Source organism: Nocardia sp. NPDC057227, assembly GCF_042669725.1.
Classification (GTDB): Bacteria; Actinomycetota; Actinomycetes; order Mycobacteriales; family Mycobacteriaceae; genus Nocardia; species Nocardia asteroides_A.
In genome coordinates this window covers 38,690-58,280 of the sequence record NZ_JBHUXA010000029.1, presented here as the reverse complement: position 1 = coordinate 58,280, position 19,591 = coordinate 38,690, and the positions used below count along the sequence as shown (strand labels likewise).

Annotated in this window: 18 protein-coding genes, 1 tRNA gene, 1 other RNA gene and 1 pseudogene; 9 read left to right on the top strand and 12 right to left on the bottom strand. The window is 70.2% G+C overall.

Going from position 1 to position 19,591, the window contains the following annotated elements:
- Positions 1–201 precede the first annotated feature (201 nt).
- Positions 202–777 (bottom strand): annotated as a pseudogene (locus ACFUJ1_RS29495) (HhH-GPD-type base excision DNA repair protein); the annotation flags it as partial.
- Between the two features lie 180 nt (positions 778–957).
- On the opposite strand from ACFUJ1_RS29495, the gene ACFUJ1_RS29490 reads away from it, so the two are divergent.
- Positions 958–1,770 carry a methyltransferase domain-containing protein gene (locus tag ACFUJ1_RS29490; protein ID WP_378650603.1) on the top strand — a complete coding sequence of 271 codons (813 nt, stop codon included), beginning with the start codon at positions 958–960 and terminating at the stop codon, positions 1,768–1,770.
- 43 nt (positions 1,771–1,813) lie between these two features.
- Here ACFUJ1_RS29490 and ACFUJ1_RS29485 read toward each other — a convergent pair whose 3' ends face one another.
- Complete coding sequence (locus ACFUJ1_RS29485; RefSeq protein WP_378650583.1) at positions 1,814–3,103, bottom strand: aminotransferase class I/II-fold pyridoxal phosphate-dependent enzyme; 1,290 nt, start codon at positions 3,101–3,103, stop codon at positions 1,814–1,816.
- Between the two features lie 132 nt (positions 3,104–3,235).
- Positions 3,236–3,330: signal recognition particle sRNA small type (ffs, locus tag ACFUJ1_RS29480), an RNA gene on the bottom strand.
- 83 nt (positions 3,331–3,413) lie between these two features.
- Between ffs and ACFUJ1_RS29475 the strand changes: the two genes are divergently transcribed.
- The 3 genes from ACFUJ1_RS29475 (at position 3,414) to ACFUJ1_RS29465 (ending at position 4,487) form a co-directional block, all read left to right on the top strand.
- Positions 3,414–3,498: transfer RNA gene (locus tag ACFUJ1_RS29475), tRNA-Ser, on the top strand.
- Positions 3,499–3,652: 154 nt separating this feature from the next.
- Positions 3,653–3,970, top strand: a complete 318-nt coding sequence (locus ACFUJ1_RS29470) for a hypothetical protein (protein ID WP_378650582.1) — start codon at positions 3,653–3,655, stop codon at positions 3,968–3,970.
- A 43-nt stretch (positions 3,971–4,013) separates the two neighbouring features.
- Positions 4,014–4,487 carry a GNAT family N-acetyltransferase gene (locus tag ACFUJ1_RS29465; protein WP_378650581.1) on the top strand — a complete coding sequence of 158 codons (474 nt, stop codon included), beginning with the start codon at positions 4,014–4,016 and terminating at the stop codon, positions 4,485–4,487.
- Positions 4,488–4,531: 44 nt separating this feature from the next.
- Here ACFUJ1_RS29465 and ACFUJ1_RS29460 read toward each other — a convergent pair whose 3' ends face one another.
- Together ACFUJ1_RS29460 and ACFUJ1_RS29455 are read right to left on the bottom strand one after the other, a co-directional pair.
- Positions 4,532–5,881, bottom strand: coding sequence for a hypothetical protein (locus ACFUJ1_RS29460; protein WP_378650580.1), 1,350 nt, complete (start codon positions 5,879–5,881; stop codon positions 4,532–4,534).
- A 118-nt stretch (positions 5,882–5,999) separates the two neighbouring features.
- A complete protein-coding gene (locus ACFUJ1_RS29455) occupies positions 6,000–6,185 on the bottom strand; it encodes a DUF397 domain-containing protein (protein ID WP_378650602.1) in 186 nt (61 codons plus the stop codon).
- 437 nt (positions 6,186–6,622) lie between these two features.
- Between ACFUJ1_RS29455 and ACFUJ1_RS29450 the strand changes: the two genes are divergently transcribed.
- Genes ACFUJ1_RS29450 through ACFUJ1_RS29440 form a run of 3 tightly spaced genes read left to right on the top strand, consistent with a single transcriptional unit; the run spans position 6,623 to position 8,785 of the window.
- Complete coding sequence (locus tag ACFUJ1_RS29450; RefSeq protein WP_378650579.1) at positions 6,623–7,105, top strand: DUF309 domain-containing protein; 483 nt, start codon at positions 6,623–6,625, stop codon at positions 7,103–7,105.
- Entirely contained in the window at positions 7,102–8,019 is a 918-nt protein-coding gene (gene gluQRS, locus ACFUJ1_RS29445; RefSeq protein ID WP_378650578.1) for a tRNA glutamyl-Q(34) synthetase GluQRS, read from the top strand. Before ACFUJ1_RS29450 ends, gluQRS begins: the two co-directional genes overlap by 4 nt.
- A gap of 46 nt (positions 8,020–8,065) precedes the next feature.
- Positions 8,066–8,785 carry an RDD family protein gene (locus ACFUJ1_RS29440; RefSeq protein ID WP_378650577.1) on the top strand — a complete coding sequence of 240 codons (720 nt, stop codon included), beginning with the start codon at positions 8,066–8,068 and terminating at the stop codon, positions 8,783–8,785.
- A 66-nt stretch (positions 8,786–8,851) separates the two neighbouring features.
- Here ACFUJ1_RS29440 and ACFUJ1_RS29435 read toward each other — a convergent pair whose 3' ends face one another.
- On the bottom strand, positions 8,852–9,439 hold the full coding sequence (locus tag ACFUJ1_RS29435) for a DUF4190 domain-containing protein (protein ID WP_378650576.1): 588 nt from the start codon (positions 9,437–9,439) through the stop codon (positions 8,852–8,854).
- A 29-nt stretch (positions 9,440–9,468) separates the two neighbouring features.
- Between ACFUJ1_RS29435 and ACFUJ1_RS29430 the strand changes: the two genes are divergently transcribed.
- Positions 9,469–10,248: a queuosine precursor transporter gene (locus ACFUJ1_RS29430; RefSeq protein WP_378650575.1), complete on the top strand. Its 780-nt coding sequence runs from the start codon at positions 9,469–9,471 to the stop codon at positions 10,246–10,248.
- A gap of 16 nt (positions 10,249–10,264) precedes the next feature.
- On the opposite strand, the gene tgt is transcribed toward ACFUJ1_RS29430, so the two are convergent.
- The 5 genes from tgt to ACFUJ1_RS29405 all read right to left on the bottom strand — a co-directional run bounded on the left by tgt (position 10,265) and on the right by ACFUJ1_RS29405 (position 16,383).
- Positions 10,265–11,506, bottom strand: a complete 1,242-nt coding sequence (tgt, locus tag ACFUJ1_RS29425) for a tRNA guanosine(34) transglycosylase Tgt (protein WP_378650574.1) — start codon at positions 11,504–11,506, stop codon at positions 10,265–10,267.
- Positions 11,507–11,532: 26 nt separating this feature from the next.
- Entirely contained in the window at positions 11,533–13,440 is a 1,908-nt protein-coding gene (locus ACFUJ1_RS29420) for an ABC transporter ATP-binding protein (protein ID WP_378650601.1), read from the bottom strand.
- A gap of 8 nt (positions 13,441–13,448) precedes the next feature.
- A complete protein-coding gene (locus ACFUJ1_RS29415; protein ID WP_378650573.1) occupies positions 13,449–15,182 on the bottom strand; it encodes an ABC transporter ATP-binding protein in 1,734 nt (577 codons plus the stop codon).
- Positions 15,183–15,228: 46 nt separating this feature from the next.
- Entirely contained in the window at positions 15,229–15,687 is a 459-nt protein-coding gene (locus tag ACFUJ1_RS29410; RefSeq protein ID WP_378650572.1) for an RrF2 family transcriptional regulator, read from the bottom strand.
- A 102-nt stretch (positions 15,688–15,789) separates the two neighbouring features.
- Positions 15,790–16,383 (bottom strand): TetR/AcrR family transcriptional regulator, encoded by a 594-nt coding sequence (locus ACFUJ1_RS29405; RefSeq protein ID WP_378650571.1) that lies wholly within the window; start codon positions 16,381–16,383, stop codon positions 15,790–15,792.
- Between the two features lie 214 nt (positions 16,384–16,597).
- On the opposite strand from ACFUJ1_RS29405, the gene ACFUJ1_RS29400 reads away from it, so the two are divergent.
- Positions 16,598–18,895 (top strand): MMPL family transporter, encoded by a 2,298-nt coding sequence (locus ACFUJ1_RS29400; protein ID WP_378650570.1) that lies wholly within the window; start codon positions 16,598–16,600, stop codon positions 18,893–18,895.
- Positions 18,896–19,035: 140 nt separating this feature from the next.
- Here ACFUJ1_RS29400 and ACFUJ1_RS29395 read toward each other — a convergent pair whose 3' ends face one another.
- The gene (locus ACFUJ1_RS29395) at positions 19,036–19,236 is read right to left on the bottom strand and encodes a hypothetical protein (protein WP_233015532.1); all 201 of its coding nucleotides are present in this window, start codon (positions 19,234–19,236) and stop codon (positions 19,036–19,038) included.
- Positions 19,237–19,591: the final 355 nt, after the last annotated feature.

Sequence of the window (19,591 nt, the reverse complement as noted above, 5' to 3'; positions counted from 1 at the left end):
GGCCCGCTTCGCTCCAGCCGTCTTTTTGGTCGCGATTGTCCGCTTCGCCGTCGCCTTCTTCACGGCCGCCGTCTTCACGGCGGCCTTCTTCACTGGCGCCTTCTTGACCGCCGCCTTCGCGGCCGCCTTCTTGACCGGCGCCTTCGCGGCCGCGCTCTTCACCGGCACCTTCGCGGCCGTCTTCTTGGCGGGCGCCGCGCCCGCGGCATCCTTGGCCGCCGCCTTCGCCTGCTTCTTGAACTCGCGCACCTGCGCCAACGTCTCGCCGTCGGTCACATCCGCCACCGACCGCCGCGACCCCTCGTCGCCGTACGCCCCGGCGGCCTCGCGCCAGCCGGCGGGCTCGACCCCGCGCTGCTTGCCGAGCAGCGCGAGAAAGATCTTGGCCTTCTGCTCCCCGTATCCGGGCAGCTCGCGCAGCCTGCGCAGCACCTCCGCGCCGTCCGGGGCACCGGCGGTCCAGAGCTGCTCGGCGCGCCCGTCGTAGTGCTCGATGAGGTAGCGGGCCAGGTCCTGGGCGCGGCGCGCCATGGACCGCCCGTACCGGTGGATGGCGGGCGGCGTCGCGCAGAGCTCCTCGAACTCGGCCGGGTCGGCCTCCGCGATCCGGTGGATGTCGAACCCGCCCATCCGATCGGCGATCTTCTTCGGCCCACGGAAGGCGTGCTCCATCGGGTACTGCTGGTCGAGCAGCATGCCGAACAGGGTGGCGAAGTGATCGGCGCTGAGCAGTTCGTCGGCCCCCGGCTCCTGGGCCAGGCAGAGCGTGCGACTCATCGGTACTCCTCGATCGGGGCGGGCGCCCCCATCATCGCACTCCGCACCCCGGCGAATTCCTGGTGACCCACCTCACAAACCGGCCGCGCGCGATCATCACGCCACACGTAGGCTCGCCCCATGCCTCAGACGACGCCCCTGCCACAGCCGACGGCGCCACAGACGGACGGGAAGCACACCATGACCACCGACGGGCTGCGACCGGATCGATTCGACCGCGAAGGGCACGACCAGCTGGTCGACGTTCGCGACCTGCAAGCCGCCCTGCCCGGCATCCACCGGCTGCGCAGCTGGGCGCACGAGGCGCTCGCGCTCGCCCCCGGTGAGCGCGCGGTCGACATCGGCTCCGGCACCGGCTCGGAGGTCTTCGCCTTCGCCGACGCCGTCGGCCCCACCGGCACCGCGGTCGGCGTCGAGCCGGACCAGAACCTGCTCGCCTCGGCGCAGCGCCGCGCCACCGAGCTCGGCGCGCACGCGGAGTTCCACCCCGGCGACGCCTACGGCGTCCCGTTCCGCGCCAACTCCTTCGACGCGGTGCTCTGCGAGCGGGTGTTCCAGCATCTGACCACCCCGCTGCGCGCGGCGCGGGAGATCGAGCGGGTGCTCCGGCCGGGCGGTCGCGCGGTGGTGACGGACGTGGACTGGGGCACCGCGATCCTGCACCCCGGCGCGCGGGACATCACCCGCGAGGTGATCGAGACGCTGCTCGCCAGCACCACCAACCCGCTCTCCGGGCGCAGGCTCCCCGGCCTGCTCACCAAGGCCGGGTTGCACATCGACGACATCGGCTCGCACGCGCTGGTGCAGGAGCGGGCGGCCGCGGCGGGCTCGCTGGTCACCAAGATCTCGGCCATGGCGGTGGCCCGCGGCCGGATCACCGAGGCGCAGCGGGACGAGCTGCTCGCCGAACTCGCCCGCGGCGCCGAGACCGGCGACATCCACCTCTCGGTGACCATGTTCGCGGTGTTCGCGCACAAGCCGGAAGGCGCGTAGCCGCCCGCGCGGGCGGCGGCCGCGTGCCGCCGCCCGCCGGGGCTCAGTTGGCCAGCTGCTTCTCGGTGGCGGCCAGCAGCACGCAGGTGGCCAGCCCCTCCATCGCCTGCTCCAGCTCGGGCAGCCCGGGGAAGCTCGGCGCGATCCGGATGTTCCTGTCCTCCGGATCCTTCTTGTACGGGAACGCGGAACCCGCCGCGGTGAGCGCGATTCCGGCATCCTTCGCCAGCGCGATCACCCTGGCCGCGGTGCCTTCCAGCACGTCGAGGCTGATGAAGTAGCCGCCCTTCGGCTCGGTCCAGGACGCCACCTTCGACGCGCCGAGCCGGTCCTCCAGAATCCGCAGCACCAGCGCGAACTTGGGCTCCAGGATCTCCCTGTGCTTCTGCATGTGCGCCCGCACGCCATCCGCGTCGCCGAAGAAGCGCAGGTGCCGCAGCTGGTTGATCTTGTCCGGGCCGATGCTCTTCTTCCCGGCGTGCTTCAGGTACCACTCCAGATTCGGCGTCGCCGCGCCGAAGAAGCTGACCCCCGCGCCGGCGAAGGTGATCTTGGAGGTGGAGGCGAAGACCAGCGGGCGGTTCGGGTTCCCGGCCGCAGCGGCCAGCCCGAGCACGTCGAGCACCGGCGCCGCGGTGTCGGTGAGCGGGTGCACCGCGTACGCGTTGTCCCAGAGCAGCCGGAAGTCCGGCGCGGCGGTCGGCATCGAGACCAGCGCGCGCGCAACCTCTTCGGAGAAGACGACGCCGCTCGGGTTCGAGTAGTTGGGCACCGCCCAGAGCCCCTTGATGGCCGGGTCGGCCGCGACCAGCTCGGCGATCCGTGCGGTGTCCGGCCCGTCCGGGCCGGTCGGCACCGGGATCATCTCGACGCCGAGGCTCTCGGTGATCGCGAAGTGCCGGTCGTACCCGGGGCTTGGACACAGGAACTTCACCACGGGCTCGCTCGCCCAGCGCCGCTCGGAATCCGGGGTGCCGTAGAGCATCGCGAAGACCAGCACGTCGTGCATGATCTCCAGGCTCGCGTTGCTGCCCGCGATCAGGTTCGCGACCGGAATGCCGAGCAGCTCACCGAAGATGGCGCGCAGCTCGGGCAGGCCGTGCTGGCCGCCGTAGTTGCGACAGTCGGTGCCGGAGCCGTCCCGGAAGTCGCCCGCGCCGGGCAGGGTGAGCAGCCGCGCCGAGAGGTCGAGCTGCTCCGGGGCGGGCTTGCCGCGGGTGAGGTCCAGCGTGAGCTTCTCGGTCTGGAGCTTCGCGTAATTCGCGGCCTGGGTCTCGTGCTCGGACACCAGTTCCTCGGGGCTCATCAAACCGATCTGCGTTTGCCGGGACATCCTGAGCAGCCTTTCAAGCAGCGTGGGGGTGGAAGCGCCGCTCACGTTACTCGAGACCGGCGCCGCGTGGGGTGCCGTTGGCACGGCCGGAAGTGAAGAACGGGCGGCCGGATCGCCGCGCCGGGAAGAGGATTAAGGGGACCCCGCGCACCCGGCAGAGCCCGTTGACCCTTGCTGCCTTCCGGCCCTGGGGGAGTTCACAGGATGCGCGCCGCGCGGGATCCGTCGGCCAGTGTAGCGGCCCGTGCCCGCCGCGGCCCAATCCGGGGCGGTTTGGGTGGTCGGCGCCCCGTTCGCTATGCTGCTGCACGGAGGATTCGCCTAGTGGCCTATGGCGCTCGCCTGGAACGCGGGTTGGGTTAACGCCCTCAGGGGTTCAAATCCCCTATCCTCCGCAGCGGCCCGGGCCGGGAACACCAGTTCCCGGCCCGGGCCTTTTCCATGTCACCGCCAAGCTGCTTAAGTGACCGCGAATTCCCTGCCGATTGAGTCTTCCACCGCGCTCCCAACCTGCTAAGTTAATGACAATTCTTCCAGCAGAGGAGCGCAATGATGCGTACAAGCCTTCGTCTCACCGCCGCCTCGGTCGCGGCGGCAGCCCTGGTCGCCACCGCCTCCGGCGCGATGGCGCAGCCGATCGAGCCCGCCCCGGCGCCGGTCGCCACCAGCCCCTACAGCAGCGGCTCCTCCGGCGCCGACCACGCGGGCGACGCGCTGCGCACCGGGCAGTACCTGATCCAGCAGGGCAATGTGATCGGCGTCCTCGTGCTGCTCGTCACCACCCCGTTCAAGATCTTCACCAGCGGTGTCTGCGATCTGGCCGCCGGCTCCAGCCTGCCCAACCCGTGCGTGCCGAACGTCTGGTAATTCCACTTGCCGCTGCGGCGCCGGGTCGGCCAGGCTGGCCCGCGTGCCGGATATCGCGCTGCACCCGCTGACCGAGGCCACGCTGCCCGCGCTGCTCGCCGCCGCGGTCGCCGATGCCGACCCGCTCGAGGTCATGCCGCCGGTACCGGGTCAACCCGGGTGGACAGCGGAGCGCCGCGCCGCCTTCCTCGCCTTCCACCGGGCGCGCGGACTTGCCGCCGAGCCGGTCGAGCTGACCTTCGTCGTCCTGGAGTCGGCGGCGGTGGTCGGCGCGGCGCGGCTGCGGCCGACCGGTGCCGGTGAATTCGAGACCGGCATCTGGCTCGGCCGCGGCGCGCGCGGCCGCGGGGTCGGCCGCGCGGTGGTCGCGCTGCTGCGGGCCGAGGCGCTGCGCGCCGGGGCGCGGCGCATGGTCGCGACGACGACCCCGGAGAACGCCGCCGCGCGTGCGCTCATGGACGGCGCGAGTGTCCGGGTCGACGGCACGGACGTGCACGGCACCTGGCGGCTCCGCTGATCGACCCCGCGCCGACGTGCCCGGCCATCCGGCAGCTGCGCTGATCAATCCCGGTGCGCGGCGCCGACTTCGGCCACCGCCGCGGCCAGGAGCTCCATGTATCGATCCGGGTCGGGCAGCACCGCCGGGTCGGCGTGCACCGAGAGCGTGACGGTGGCACCGAGTCCGGTCACGCCGTGCGTCAGGTGCATGACGCTCCCCAGCGCGGGAAACCCGGCGGTCCAGTGCACCGCTCCCCCGCCGAAGCCGAGGTCGGCCGGACCGCGGTGCACGCTGGAGACGACGGTGTGCCCGGTGATCTCGCTCGGCACGACAGCCGCCGGGTACCGCTCGATATCCCGGCGCAGCACCGCGGCGGGCAGCACCGCCGTCACCCGATCCTGCGCCAGGAGCAGCGGGTGCACCGCCCTGGTGCGCCGCGCGGCGAGCTCCGCGGCGATCAGCGCCGAGCGCACCCGCAGCTCCGGCACCTCGGGATGCAGCTCGACGCCGACGCTGCGGAAATTGTTCCGCCCGCCCGCCCCCGCCGGGATCGCTACCGGCACCTGCGCGCCGAGCCGCCGCACCTCGTGCCCACACTCGGCGAGGTACCCGGCGAGCGCCACCGAGACGACGGTCAGGGCAAGCGCGGTGACGGTGCGGTCCGGCGCGCGCAGTTCGTCGGCGGGCAGCACGAGCACCCGCGCGACGTGTCCGGCGGGCAGCGCGGCGGGGTTCAACGGTCCGGGCGGATAGCGGGGGCCGGGCGGCGGGATCTCCCCCGCAGCCGTGCGGGCAGCCAGCTCCCGCCCCGCCCTGGCCGCTCCGATGCCGCGCAGCACCGTCGCCGCCACCCGCCAGGGGTAGCGCCCCATACCGGTCAGCGCGCGCAACACTCCGGCCGCGCGCACATCCGCACGTGCAGCGGCGACCGGCTCCTCGACCCCGAAGAGTTGCCGCGCGAGCCGCGCCGCGCCGCGGCCGTCGGCCAGCGCGTGCGACACCTGCAGCACCGCGACGAGCGCGGATTCGCCGGTGGCACCCGTTCCAGGGACACCGCGTACCCCGCGGAAGACGTGCAGCCGCCACGGAAACTCCGCGGCCTCGACCCGGCCGCCGAGCAGGGCCCCGAGCGCACGCGACACCCCGTGCCAATCAGGATCGGGAATCTCATGTTGCCGGAATTGTTCTGAATGGAATTGTGACGGCGTCCAGAACGGCTGGTTCAGGTCGGCGGGGGTCCGCCGGAGGCGCACCGAGAGTTCCGGGATGCGCGCGCTGCGGCGGACGATGAATTCGCGCAGTTCCGCGCCGGGGCACCCGGTATCGGCGAAACAGTAGAGCAGGAAGAGATCGGTGGGGCCGCGCGCCGAGAGCCAGTACATCGTCGCGTCCTGCGCCGCCAGCGATTCCACCGACCCGAGGTTACCGGCGCCGGTACGGAGTGCCAGCGCGGGCTATCGGCCCCGGACGCGCGAAGGCCCCGAGCCCGCCGGCTCGGGGCCATCCATTCCGCTCGAGAATCCGACCGGTTCAGCGGCGGCGGAATTCCGCACCGGGTAGCCCGGATAGGAACGTGTTCCATTCGCCCCGGGGGAACGCCAGTACCGGGCCATGCCCATCGGCCTTGCTGTCCCGGACCGCTACGTTGCCGTCGATCAGGAATGCGACTTCCACACAGTTCCCGTCGGGCCCACTGTAACTACTCTTCCGCCACACAGCGCCGGTTGTATCAACCTCCACGGCACTAGTCTCCTTTGCTGCGTCGAGAACGATAATTCCTGAGTTCGTTCACGGCACCGGGCTTCGCGCATGCGAAAACCCTGGTACGTCAATTAGTTGATGGTGTCGAACATCCCAGTGCGTCGCGAGTGCACTGGTCGCCTAGGTGGAAACCACCTCGATCAGGGCCGGCCCCGTGCTAGACAGTAGCAGGTCCGCCGAAAAATTGCTCACCTCTTACCTATTCGACTCCGTTCCTGCGCTGAAAGGTGCAGTTCGGGATGTTGCGCAACCATTGCCAGGTGCCTCGCACCATTACCGGGCAACGCTTGAAGTCTACATTCCAAGTCGGCGTGATTTGTTCGTGATCGTTCATTTTTAATCCCGTCGGGTGGCCGAACCGGGCAACCGGGCACACCGTGGATGATGGACGGATGCACGACCGCGAACGAGATGCCGGGGGCAGGGCGCGCAACGCCAGACCCCGCGACAGCTTCGGCAGGCCGCTGCCGCCGGGCAGCGTCGGGGTGCCGCGGATCCCGGACGACCTGGAGCTCCCGCCGGACCGCACGCTCGGCTACGCGCAGGAGTTGCTCGACGACGGCCTCGCCTTCAACGCGCACGAGGTGCTGGAGGCGGCCTGGAAGAACGGCCCCTTCGCCGAGCGGCTGCTCTGGCAGGGGCTGGCCCAGCTCGCGGTCGGGTTGACCCACATCCAGCGCGGCAATGCCAAGGGCGCGCGCACGCTGCTGCTCCGCGCCGCCGGGCGGCTCGAGCTGTACGCCCCGGAGCAGGGCGGCGACCACGGGGTCGACCGCACCGGGCTCATCGAGTACGCCCGCGCGCTGCTCGCGCGACTGGCGGAGGGCGCGGCCATCGGCCCGGACGACCTCCGCCCGGCACTGCGCGGCCGATGAGCGCACCCGGCGCCGGGCGCTACGCGCCGAGCCCCTCCGGCGACCTGCACCTCGGCAACCTCCGCACCGCCATCCTGGCCTGGCTCTTCGCCCGCTCCACCGGACGCCGCTTCCTGCTGCGCATGGAGGACCTGGACCGGGTCCGCCCCGGCGCCGCCGAGCGCCAGCTCGCGGATCTGCGCGCCATCGGCCTCGACTGGGACGGCGCGGTGATCAGGCAGTCGGAGCGGCTGCCGCGCTACCGCGCCGCCGTCGCGCGGCTCACCGCCGCCGGCCGCACCTACGAATGCTTCTGCACCCGCAGGGAGATCCAGCAGGCGGTGACCGCGCCGCACGCGCCGCAGGGCGCCTACCCGGGCACCTGCCGCGCGCTCACCCCGGACCAGCGCGCCGAGTTCCTGGCCGCGGGGCGACCGGCCGCGGTGCGGCTGCGCGCCGAGATCGCCGAGTTCGAGATCGTCGACGAGCTGCACGGCCGCTACCGCGGGGCGGTGGACGACGTGGTGCTGCTGCGCGGCGACGGCGTCCCCGCCTACAACCTCGCGGTGGTGCTCGACGACGCCGCGCAGGGAATCGACCAGGTGGTGCGCGGCGACGACCTGCTCTCCTCCGCGCCGCGACAGGCGTATCTCGCCACCCTGCTCGGCGTTCCGGTGCCGCGCTACGCGCACGTTCCGCTCGTCCGCAACACGGCGGGGCAGCGGCTGGCCAAGCGCGACGGGGCGGTGACGCTCGCCGATCGCCGTGCGCTCGGCGATTCCGCGGAGCGGGTTTTCGCGCTGCTGGCCGGTTCGCTCGGCCTCGCCGGGCACACTCCGGCCGCTGCGCTGGCCCGATTCGATCCCGCGCGGTTGCCGCGCGATCCCTGGACACTGGACCCGAATAGGTTGTCGCCAGCGAAGGAATGTCCGTAACGTACGCACTCGACCCGATCGACTGATCACGGACGAGGACATACATATGACGAGCGGTGGGTACGACCCCAACCAGTATCCGCAGGGCGGGCAGCAGTACCCGCAGGGCGGCGGCCAGCAATACCCCCAGCAGGGCGGCGGCCAGCAGTACGGCCAGCAGCAGCCCCAGCAGCCCCAGTACGGGCAGGACCCGTACGGCCAGCAGCAGCCCCAGTACGGCCAGCAGCCACAGTACGGGCAGCAGCCGCAGTACGGGCAGGACCCGTACGGCCAGCAGCAGCAGTACCCGCAGGGTGGTCAGCAGTACGGCCAGCAGCCCGGCTACACCGGCCCCGGCCAGCCGGGTGACCTCGGCATCCGTATCGTGGCCCGGATCATCGACAACCTGATCGTCGGTATCCCGGTCGCCATCGTCGCGGCGCTCATCGGCTACGACAACTTCGTCGGGCAGTTCATCGCCGGTCTGCTGATCTCGCTCGCCGGCATCGCCTACTTCGTCGCGCTGGAGACCTCGCAGGGCGCCACGCTCGGCAAGAAGATCTTCGGCCTCAAGGTGCTCGCTCCCGGCGGCGCGGCCAAGATCGACCCGCAGACCTCGGTCAAGCGCAACCTGTTCATGCTCGCCAACGTGATCCCCTGCGTCGGCGGCCTGATCTCGCTCGGCCTGGTCATCTACATCATGGTGACCATCTCGAACGACCCGAACCGGCAGGGCTGGCACGACAAGTTCGCCGGCGGCACCCAGGTCGTCAAGACCGGGCAGTAGCCACAGCCGAACGAAACGCGGGGCGCCCCAACCACCGGTGGGGGCGCCCCGCGCGCGTTTCCCTGGTCAGGCCGACCCGACCAGCACGATCACGAAGTACACGACGGTCAGCACGATGCCGCCGACTCCGATCCAGATGCCCGCCAGCGCCATGTTGCGGCCGTCCTGGCCGTTGCGCTCCTTGATCTGGTTCAGCGCCATGATGCCGAGGACGATGCCGACGATCGAGCCGAGGCAGGTGCAGAGCCCGACCAGCGAGACGATCAGCGAGGCGATGGCGAGGCCGTTGGTGCCCTGGTTCTGCTGGTAGCCGTAGGGCTGGTAGCCGGGCGCGTAGCCCTGGCCGCCGTAGTTCGGCTGCGGCTGGCCGTACGGCTGCGCGGCGGGTTGCTGCGGATAGCTCGGGTACGACTGGCCCGGGTAGGGCTGCTGCGGCTGGCTCTGCTGCGGCTGGCTCTGCGGCTGCCCGTACTGCGGCGGCTGCCCGTACTGCTGCTGGCCGTACTGCTGCTCCGGCTGCTGCGGCGCCGACGGGTATCCGGGCTGGTCGGAGGTCGGGTACTGCGGCGCCGAGCTCTGCGCGCCGGAGTCGGGCGACACGCCCTGGCCGCCGTACTGCTTCCACCACTCGTCGGAATCGCCGGGATTCGTCATGGCTACAGCGTATTCCACGACCTGGTTTGATGAGGCACGTGACCGATTCCACCAAGCTCGACGACCACGACGGGTCTGGGCGCCCCGTGTCCGGCCATGCGGCATTCGCCCAGGCGGCACGGGGCTACTACACCCCGATCGTGGCGCTCTTCGCCACCACCCTGATCATCTCCAACGTCTGCGCCACCAAGGGCGTGGAGTTCTTCGCCGGCTCTTCGCTGATGCTCGGACCGGTGCAGATCCTGCCGATCGCCACCGACGGCGCCTTCTTCCTCTTCCCGCTCGCCTACATCCTCGGCGACGTGCTCAGCGAGGTGTACGGCTTCCGCGCGACCAGGCGCGCCGTGCTCTACGGCTTCACCGCGCTGCTGATCACCGTTGCCTGCTTCGCCATCGCGATCCGGCTGCCCGCCGCCGGCTTCTACGAGAACCAGGAGGCGTTCCGCACCGTCATCGGCACGACGCCGCGGCTGGTGCTCGCCGGGCTGGCCGGCTACCTGGTCGGGCAGCTGCTGAACTCCGCCACGCTGGTGCTGATCAAGGAACGCACCAAGGAGAAGTACCTGTGGGCCCGGCTGATCGGCTCCACCATCGTCGGCGAGTTCGCCGACACCCTGCTCTTCTGCGCCATCGCGGCCGGTGCCATCGGCATCGACACCTGGCAGCAGTTCCTGAACTACCTGGTGGTCGGCTTCCTCTGGAAGACGCTGTGCGAGGTGCTCGTCCTGCCGATCACCTACCGGGTGATCGCCTGGCTGAAGCAGCACGAGGACTACGGGCCGCGCCCGCACCCCGCCATCGAAGAGTGAGCCGCGGGCGGGCGGCTCAGTTCGTGGCCGCCCGCCCGGTGCCCCAGCGGCCGAGCGTCTCCGCGCGGAGCTCGTCGTAGTCGCCCGCGATGATGCTGGCCCGGATCCGATCCAGCAGCCGCACCGTGAAGCGCTCGTTGTGCACCGTGCAGAGCGTGGAGGCGAGCATCTCCTTGGCCTTGAACAGGTGGTGCAGGTACGCCCGGGTGTAGTGCGCGCAGGTGTAGCAGTCGCACTCGTCGTCGATCGGGGTGAAATCCCGGCGGAACCGGCTGGTGTTGATGTTGTAGCGGCCGTCCGGGTGGTAGACGGCGGCATTGCGCGCGACCCGGGAGGGATTCACGCAGTCGAAGGTGTCGGCGCCGTTCTCCACCGCGGCGAAGAGATCCTCCGGCTCGCTGATGCCGAGCATGTGCCGCGGCCGCTGCTCCGGCAGCTCGTCGCAGCACCAGCCGACGATCGCGCCCAGCTTCGCCTTCTCCAGCGCGCCGCCGATGCCGTACCCGTCGAACCCCGACCCCTCCGCGCCGCGCAGCGCGGCCAGCTCGCGGCACGCCTTGCGCCGCAGGTCCTCGTACTGCGCGCCCTGGATAACGCCGAAGAGCGCCTGGTAGGGCCGGTGCGCGCGCCGCACGGTGAGCTTCTCGTGCTCGTCCAGGCAGCGCTGCGCCCAGCGGTGCGTGCGGGCCAGCGCCTCCTCCTGGTAGCGGCGGGTGTTCAGCAGCGTGGTGAGCTCGTCGAAGGCGAACATGATGTCCGCGCCGAGCTGGTGCTGGATCCCCATCGAGACCTCGGGGGTGAACCGGTGGGCGGAGCCGTCCAGGTGCGAGCGGAAGGTGACGCCGTCCTCGTCAACGGTGGCGAGCCGCTCCTTGCCCGGCGCGATCACGTCGTCGCTCCGCACGGTGACCGCCTCCATGGCGAGCACCTTCTTGAACCCGGCGCCGAGCGACATCACCTGGAACCCGCCGCTGTCGGTGAAGGTCGGGCCCGGCCAGTTCATGAAGGCGCCGAGCCCGCCCGCCTCGTCCACGATGTCGGGGCCGGGCTGCAGGTAGAGGTGGTAGGCATTGGCCAGCACCGCCTGCGAGCCCAGCTCGGCCACGGTCTCCGGCAGCACCGCCTTGACCGTCGCCTTGGTGCCGACCGGGACGAAGGCGGGGGTGGCGATCTCGCCGTGCGGGGTCGAGATCACCCCGGCGCGCCCGTGCCGCCCCGGCAGCCTGGCATCGATGCGGAACGAGAAGTCGGCAGCCACGCCGCCCATCCTCGCAGGCGCCCCGGTCACACCTGTGCGGTGGCCGCCGCGAACTGGGCGTTGTAGAGCCGGTAGTAGGCGCCGCGGCGTTCCAGCAGCTCGTGGTGCGTTCCCTGCTCGACGATGGCGCCCTTCTCCATGACCACGATCAGGTCGGCGTCCCTGATGGTGGAGAGCCGGTGCGCGATCACGAAGCTGGTGCGGTCCCGGCGCAGCGCCGCGGTGGCCTGCTGCACCAGCAGCTCGGTGCGGGTGTCGACCGAGCTGGTCGCCTCGTCCAGGATCAGGATGGACGGCTTGGCCAGGAAGGCCCGCGCGATGGTGATGAGCTGCTTCTCGCCCGCGCTCACCCCCGACCCCTCCTCGTCGATCACGGTGTCGTACCCATCGGGCAGCGCGTGCACGAAGCGGTCGACGTAGGCGTCGCGCGCGGCCGCGAGGATCTCCGCCTCGGTGGCGTGCTCGTTGCCGTAGGCGATGTTCTCCCTGATGGTGCCGCGGAAGAGCCAGGTGTCCTGCAGCACCATGCCCATCCGGGCGCGCAGCGCGTCGCGGGTCATGGCGGTGATGTCGGCGCCGTCGATCCGGATCGCGCCGGAGTCGAGCTCGTAGAAGCGCATGAGCAGGTTGACCAGCGTGGTCTTGCCCGCACCGGTCGGGCCGACGATGGCGACCACGTGGCCCGGCTCGGCCACGAGCGAGAGGTCGTCGAGCACCGGCGTCTCCGGGTCGTACCGGAACGACACGTGATCGAACTCGACCCGGCCCCTTCCCTCGTCCCGCCCGGCGAACTCCACCGGATCCTTGCCCTGCTCCCCGGCGTCCAGGATCTCGAAGATCCGCTCCGCCGAGGCGACCCCGGACTGCAGCAGGTTGGCCATGGCGCCGATCTGCGTGAGCGGCTGGCTGAACTGGCGTGAGTACTGGATGAAGGCCTGCACGTCGCCGAGCGAGAGGTTGCCCGTCGCCACCCGGATCCCGCCGACCAGCGCGACCAGCACGAAGTTGAGGTTCCCGAGGAACATGATCGCGGGCATGATCAGCCCGGAGATGAACTGCGCCTTGAAGCTGGACTGGTAGAGCTGTTCGTTGCGTCGGTCGAACTCCGCGCCGACCTCGGCGACCCGGCCGAAGGCGGTGACGATCTCGTGGCCGGTGTAGGCCTCCTCGACCTGGGCGTTCACGATGCCGGTGTACTTCCACTGGTCCACGAAGTGCGGCTTGGAGCGCTTCGCGATCTGCGCCGTCACCACGACCGCGGCAGGCACGGTGAGCAGCGCGATCACCGCGAGCAGCGGCGAGATCCAGAACATCACGATCAGGATGCCGAGCACCGAGAAGACCGAGGTGAGCAGCTGGCTCATGGTCTGCTGCAGGCTCATCGAGACGTTGTCGACGTCGTTGGTGACCCGGCTCAGCAGGTCGCCGCGCGGCGTGGAGTCGAAGTAGCGCAGCGGGAGCCGGTGGATCTTGTCCTCCACGTCGGCGCGCAGCTGCTTGACGGTCCGGTTGATCACCAGGTTCAGCAGGAAGGCCTGCAGCCAGCCGAAGATCGCCGCGCCGATGTAGAGCGCGAGCACCAGCACCAGGATGCGCCCGACGGCGTCGAAGTCGACGCCGACGCCGGGCACCGCGTTCATCGCGCCGAGCATGTCGGCGAAGGTGCCCTGGCCGCTCGCCCGGACACCCGCGATCGCCTCGTCCCTCGTGGTGCCCGGCGGGAACGGCAGGTTCTTGCCGACGACGCCGTCGAAGATCAGGTTGGTGGCCTTGCCGAGGATGTACGGGCCGAGCGTGTTCAGCACCACCGACACGGTCACCAGCGTCACGATGACGCCGACCAGCATCCGGTGCGGCCGCAACCGGCCGAGCAGCCGCTTCAGCGACGGCTTGAACGACTTCGCCTTGGTCTCCGGCGCCCCCGGCACCGGCATCGGCCTGGTCACCGTGCCTCCTGGGCGGAGAGCTGGCTCTCCACGATCTCCCGATACTCCGGACACTCCCGGAGCAACTCCTCGTGGCTGCCGATCCCGGCCATCTCCCCGTCCTCCAGCACCACGATCTGGTCGGCGTCCCTGATCGTCGTCACCCGCTGGGCCACGATGAGCACCGCCGCGTCGGCGGTCTCCGGGCGCAGCGCCGCGCGCAGCCTGGCGTCGGTGGCGACGTCGAGCGCGGAGAACGAGTCGTCGAAGAGGTAGACCTTCGGCCTGCGCACCAGCGCCCGCGCGATGGCGAGCCGCTGCCGCTGCCCGCCGGAGACGGTCGTGCCGCCCTGCGCGATCGGCGTCGCCAGCCCCTGCGGCATCTCGCGCACGAAATCGGCCGCCTGGGCCACCTCGAGGGCGTGCCAGAGCTCGTCGTCGGTGGCGTCCGGCTTGCCGTAGCGCAGGTTCTCCGCGACCGTCCCGGAGAACAGGTACGCCTTCTGCGGCACCAGCCCGATCCGCTCGCGCAGCTCGGTGAGGTCCAGCTCCCTGACGTCGGTGCCGCCGACCAGCACCGCGCCCGCGGTGACGTCGATGAGCCGCGGGATCAGGTTGACCAGCGTGGTCTTGCCCGAACCGGTGGAGCCGACGACGGCGGTGGTCGTGCCGGGCCCGACCCGGAACCGCACCCGGCACAGCACCGGCTTCTCCGCGCCGGGAAAGGCGAACTCGGCATCGCGCAGCTCGACGGTGGCCGGGTCGCCCCGGAACGGCAGCGCCGTCTCCGGCGCCCGCACCGACGACTCGGTGCCGAGCACCGCGCCGATGCGATCGGCCGAGACCGCGGCCCGCGGCGCCATCATGGCCAGGAACGAGGCCATCATGACCGCCATCAGGATCTGCATGATGTAGGAGAGCAGCGCGGTCAGCGAGCCGATCTGCATGGCGCCGGAATCCACCGCGTGCCCGCCGAACCAGATCACCCCGACCGCGGTGACATTGCTGATCAGCATGACCGTCGGGAACATCAGCGCCATCAGCCGCCCGACCCGCAGCGAGGCCGCGGTGAGCAGGTCGTTGGCGACCTCGAAGCGCGCGGTCTCCTGCCGCTCCCTGACGAAGGCGCGGACCACCCTGATCCCGGTGATCTGCTCGCGCAGCACCCGGTTCACCTGGTCGATGCGGTCTTGCATCTGCCGGAACCCGGGCACCATGAAGGCCACGATCACGCCCATCGAGATGCCGAGCGCGGGCACCGCGATGAGCAGCAGCCAGGAGAGCCCGAGATCCTCGCGCAGCGCCATGATGATGCCGCCGACGCACATGATCGGCGCCATCACCAGGATGGTCGCCGACATCACCACGAGCAGCTGCACCTGCTGCACGTCGTTGGTGTTCCTGGTGATCAGCGAGGGGGCGCCGAACTGCCCGATCTCGCGCGCGCTGAAGGTGCCGACCCGGTGCAGCAGCGCGCCGCGCATGTCGCGCCCCGCGCCCATGGCCGCCTGCGCCGCGAAGTACACCGAGGTCGCGGAGGCCAGGATCTGAACCCCGGAGACCGCGAGCATCCACAGTCCGGTGGTCCAGATGTAGCCGATGTCGCCCTTGGTGACGCCGCCGTCGATCAGATCCGCGTTCAGGCTCGGCAGGTAGAGCATGGCGATGACCGAGATCAGCTGAAGCACCACCACCGCGGCGAGCTGCCTGCGATAGGGGTGGAGACGGGTGCGAAGCAGTCCGATCAACATGATGTTCTGGAGGTTACCTGGCACCGGGTATGCCGTCGCGAGCTTTTCACCGCCGGGCCCAGGCCCCGGGATCAGCTGTCAGCGAAACCACGAAACCGGGCAGTTCGTCGGCCGCGATATCGGCGATGGAGACGTTCTCCAGCACCGATCTGATGTTGACGCGCAACGCGATCCACACCTGCTGCAGCGGCTCGGCCACGCCCGCGTACTTCACGTTCTCCGGCCGCTGCCCGCGCACCGAGGCGAGCGGGCTCTCCACCGCGCGGATGACGTCGGCCACCGAGATCTCGGCGGCCGGGCGGGCCAGCCGGTATCCGCCGTCCGGGCCGCGGCGGCTGGTCACCAGGTCGCCGCGGCGCAGCTCGCCGAGCACCGTCTCCAGCACCTTCGGCGGGATCTGCTGCGCGGTGGCGATGGCATCCGCCTTCACCGACCCCGCCGCCTGGCCGCGCGCGATCTCGAGCAGCGTTCGTACCGCGTAGTCGACCCTCGCGGTGATGTGCACGGCTAAGCTCCTGGATTCGGCGATCGTCGTACTCCCGGTATCACGGTGGACACCGGAGAATCTACGCGCTGCGCGGGCCGAATCCGCCCGCGCCGGAACGTCTCACCGATCGGCGATGCCACCGAGCACCGTCACCGCGCAGTCCAGCAGGAGCCGCTCCACCAGCTCCTCGGGGGCGCCGGGGACGTACTCCGCGCTCACCAGCGCCACCGTGATCACCTCGAGCGCCGCGGCGGCGCGCAGCGTGGATTCGTCGGTCGGCGCGGGGCCCGCCAGCCACAGCCGGATCCGCTCGCTGCTGTCGATCCAGTCCGGGTAGCGATCGTGCAGCGCGTTGATGATGGCGACGGTGTCGCGCAGCAGCAGCGCGCCCGCGTGCCGGTGCTGGACGATCCCGCGCAGATAGTCGCGCAGCACGGTGCGCACGTTCGCGCCGGACCAGGCGATGCCGTCGACCTTCGCGCCCATCGAGCGCATGTGCTCGATGATCGGATCGATGATCGCGCCTAGCAGATCCTGCTTCGAGGCGTAGTGATAGTAGAGGGATGCCTTGGTGATTCCCACCACATCGGCTACCTCGCGCAGGCTCGTCTGCTCGAAGCCCTTGGCCGAGAAGAGCTCGAGCGCGGCGTCGCGAATCGCGTCTTTGGTACTGCCACCTGCAGATACGGCGGCGGCCGGGCTGCGGCTCGGCATGTGTTCGGTCCTTTCCTGCCTGGGTACACGGAGCACGTACCCCGCGGCGGCGGTGTTGTCGCGGCCGCCGCCCGGCGGTTATTCTACCTACCGCACGGTAGGCAGAGAGCGTTTTGTGGAGGCGAGGGCCGGGTGGCCCCGCGGGTGCTGTCTACACCGGTGCTTTGCACACCGCTCGACTCAGCGCGCCCAGACATCGTCAGGAGATATCCTCGTGTCCGTACTTCTCTACCGGTGGGGAAAGTTCGCTTTCCGCCGTAAATGGATAGTGCTTCCGGTCTGGCTCATCCTGCTCGTGCTGCTCGGCGCGGCCGGTGGTGCCCTGAGCAAACCGATGACCGACGATTTCAGCATGCCCGGCCTGCCATCGGAGCGGGCCACCGAGATTCTGGACAAGCACTTCCCCGGCGCCTCGGCCGCCTTCGACTTCGACGCCGTCACCGGCACCTACGTGATCGGCGCGCCCGCGGGCCAGAAGCTCACCGACCCGGCGAACCGGGCCGCGGTGGAGGCGTTCATCGCCAAGTTGAACGAGCTCCCGATCGTCGACCACGCCAAGCCGCTGGTCGACCCGATCGAGGCCGCCGAGAAGCTGGGCTGCCTCACCGACCGGGACCCGTCGAAGTGCAGCTCGGCGCCGCTGAACGTGCTCAATCGGGAGAGTCCGGACTCGGTCGCCATCCTCAGCGTCCCCTTCGGCATCGCCGAGTTCGCCGACGTCACCGCCGACGACCGCACGGCCGCCTACGACGTCGGCGGCGACGCGCGCAACGCCGGGCTGACCATCGAGCTGAGCGGGAGCATCGCGCAGGAGACGGAGGCGCCGAGCGGCAAGTCCGAGCTGATCGGCATGGCCGTGGCGCTGGTGGTGATGATCGTGGCCTTCGGTGCGATCGTGGCCGCCTTCGTCCCGATCCTCACCGCGCTGGTCGGGCTGGGCGCCGCGACGTCGCTGATCATGGTCGGCACCAACTTCATCGACATGCCGAGCTTCACCGTCTTCCTCGCCTCGATGATCGGCATCGCGCTCTCCATCGACTACGCGCTCTTCATCGTCTCCCGGTACAAACACGAGATCGGCGTCGGCGATTCACCGGAGGACGCGGCCGGGACCGCGCTCGGCACCGCGGGCTCCGCGGTGGTCTTCGCCGGGTTGACCGTGATCATCGCGCTGGCCGGGCTGAGCATCGTCGGCGTCAGTTTCCTGACCTTCATGGGTCTCGGCGGCGCCATCGCCGCGGCCTTCGCCGTGCTCACCGCCATCACCCTGATGCCTGCGCTGCTCGGCGCCTTCGGCCGCTTCCTCTTCAAGCCGAAGCTCCCGTTCGTCGCCAAGCACGACACCGAGGACGAGACGGTGGTCACCGTCGGCACCAGGATCGCCCGGGTGATCGCCCGGGCGCCCGCGGTGACGCTGCTGCTCAGCGTGGTGCTGCTCGGCGCGCTCGCCGCCCCCGCGGCCGGGCTGCAGCTCGGCCTACCCGGCGAGGACAGCATGCCGCGCGACACCACCGTGCGGAAGGCCTACGAGCTGCGCACCGAAGGCTTCGGCGAGGGCAGCAACGGCATTCTCAATGTCGCCGTCGACCTGGCGGACGTCCCGGCCGAGCGGCGCGATGCCGCGCTCGCCGCGCTGCAGGAGCGGCTCGGCTCCTACCCGGGCATGGACTACGTGACCGCGCCGCAGCGCAGCGAGGACGGCCTCGGCGCGCTGATCGACGGCGTGCCGAAGGCGGGCCCGAACGACCAGGCCACCAAGGATCTGGTCGCCGAGGCCAGGGACGCCGAGGCCGAGCTGAAGAGCGAGTACGGCATGGAGTACGGCATCACCGGCTCCACCGCCATCTACGCCGATATCGACCACGTGCTGCTGAGCAAGATCGTGCCGTACCTGGCGATCGTGGCGAGCGCCGCCTTCGTGCTGCTCATCCTGGTGTTCCGCTCGATCCTGGTCCCGCTCACCGCCGCGCTCGGCTTCCTGCTCTCCATGGCCGCCACCTTCGGCGCGACCGTGCTGATCTTCCAGGACGGCGCGCTCGGGCTGATCGAGGATCCGGGGCCGATCATCAGCTTCCTGCCGATCATGCTCATCGGGTTGGTCTTCGGCCTCGCCATGGACTACCAGGTCTTCCTGGTCACCCGCATGCGCGAGGAGTACGTGCACGGCAAGTCGCCGGTCGAGGCCATGATCAGCGGTTACCACCACGGCGCCAGGGTGGTGATCGCCGCCGCGATCATCATGATCTCGGTCTTCGGCTCCTTCCTGCTCGAGACGAACGTGGTGGCGAAGTCGATGGGCTTCGCGCTGGCCGCCGGCGTGCTGTTCGACGCCTTCATCGTCCGGATGATCGTGATTCCGTCGCTGCTCGCCCTGCTCGGCAAGTGGGCCTGGTGGATGCCGGCCTGGCTGGACCGGATCCTGCCGGACATCGATGTCGAGGGCGCCAAGCTGGCCGCGCTGCGCGAGCCGCGCACCGACGCGGAGCAGAAGGAGCCGGCCACGGTCTCCTGACCCACAGCACACACGACAGCGCCCGGTGGGTGGAGGCCGAAGGAGCTCTCCACCCGCCGGGCGCTGTCTTCCCCGAGAAACCCGGATGCCGCCACACCCGGGCCTCGTCTCGCGGCTACCTCGCGGGTAGCGCCGGCCCGCTACGGGCTCGGCTGCGGCACATTGCAGTCATCGACCTTGGGATTCACACCCAGGTAGTTCAGCGGTCCGGCGATCACGGTGACCGCGATCGTGCTGAATCCAGCGCAGTTCACCGGCCCGCTGTCGAAGTAATCGCGCTGAGCAGCGGCGATGATGCCGATGATCAGCCAGACCAGGACAAGAACACTTCCGATTCTCATGTTTCTCTCGCGCATCGCTCAGTGCGGATCGTCGTGCGGCGCATCATGCTTCGCTTTCCTTCCCGCAAGATCTATCGGCGCGGATACCCACTGTCCGGCGTTCTATCCGGCGGCGGGGGCAATGTCCGGTGCTGTCAGCGTAAGGGGGATGGACGCGAAACTGCCCCGAACCACGAAAAAGCCCTCCACCTGGGTGAATCAGGTGAAGGGCTGTGGCGGTGGCGGAGGGATTTGAAACCTTGGGCACCACGGCGGCGGACCAGCGAAAATAGCGTCTGACCTGCGTAATTGCGCAGTCGCGCCCTCACGCTGGATAGCCCGAAATAGCCCGAAATAACGGCCTGTTGTGCCCAGA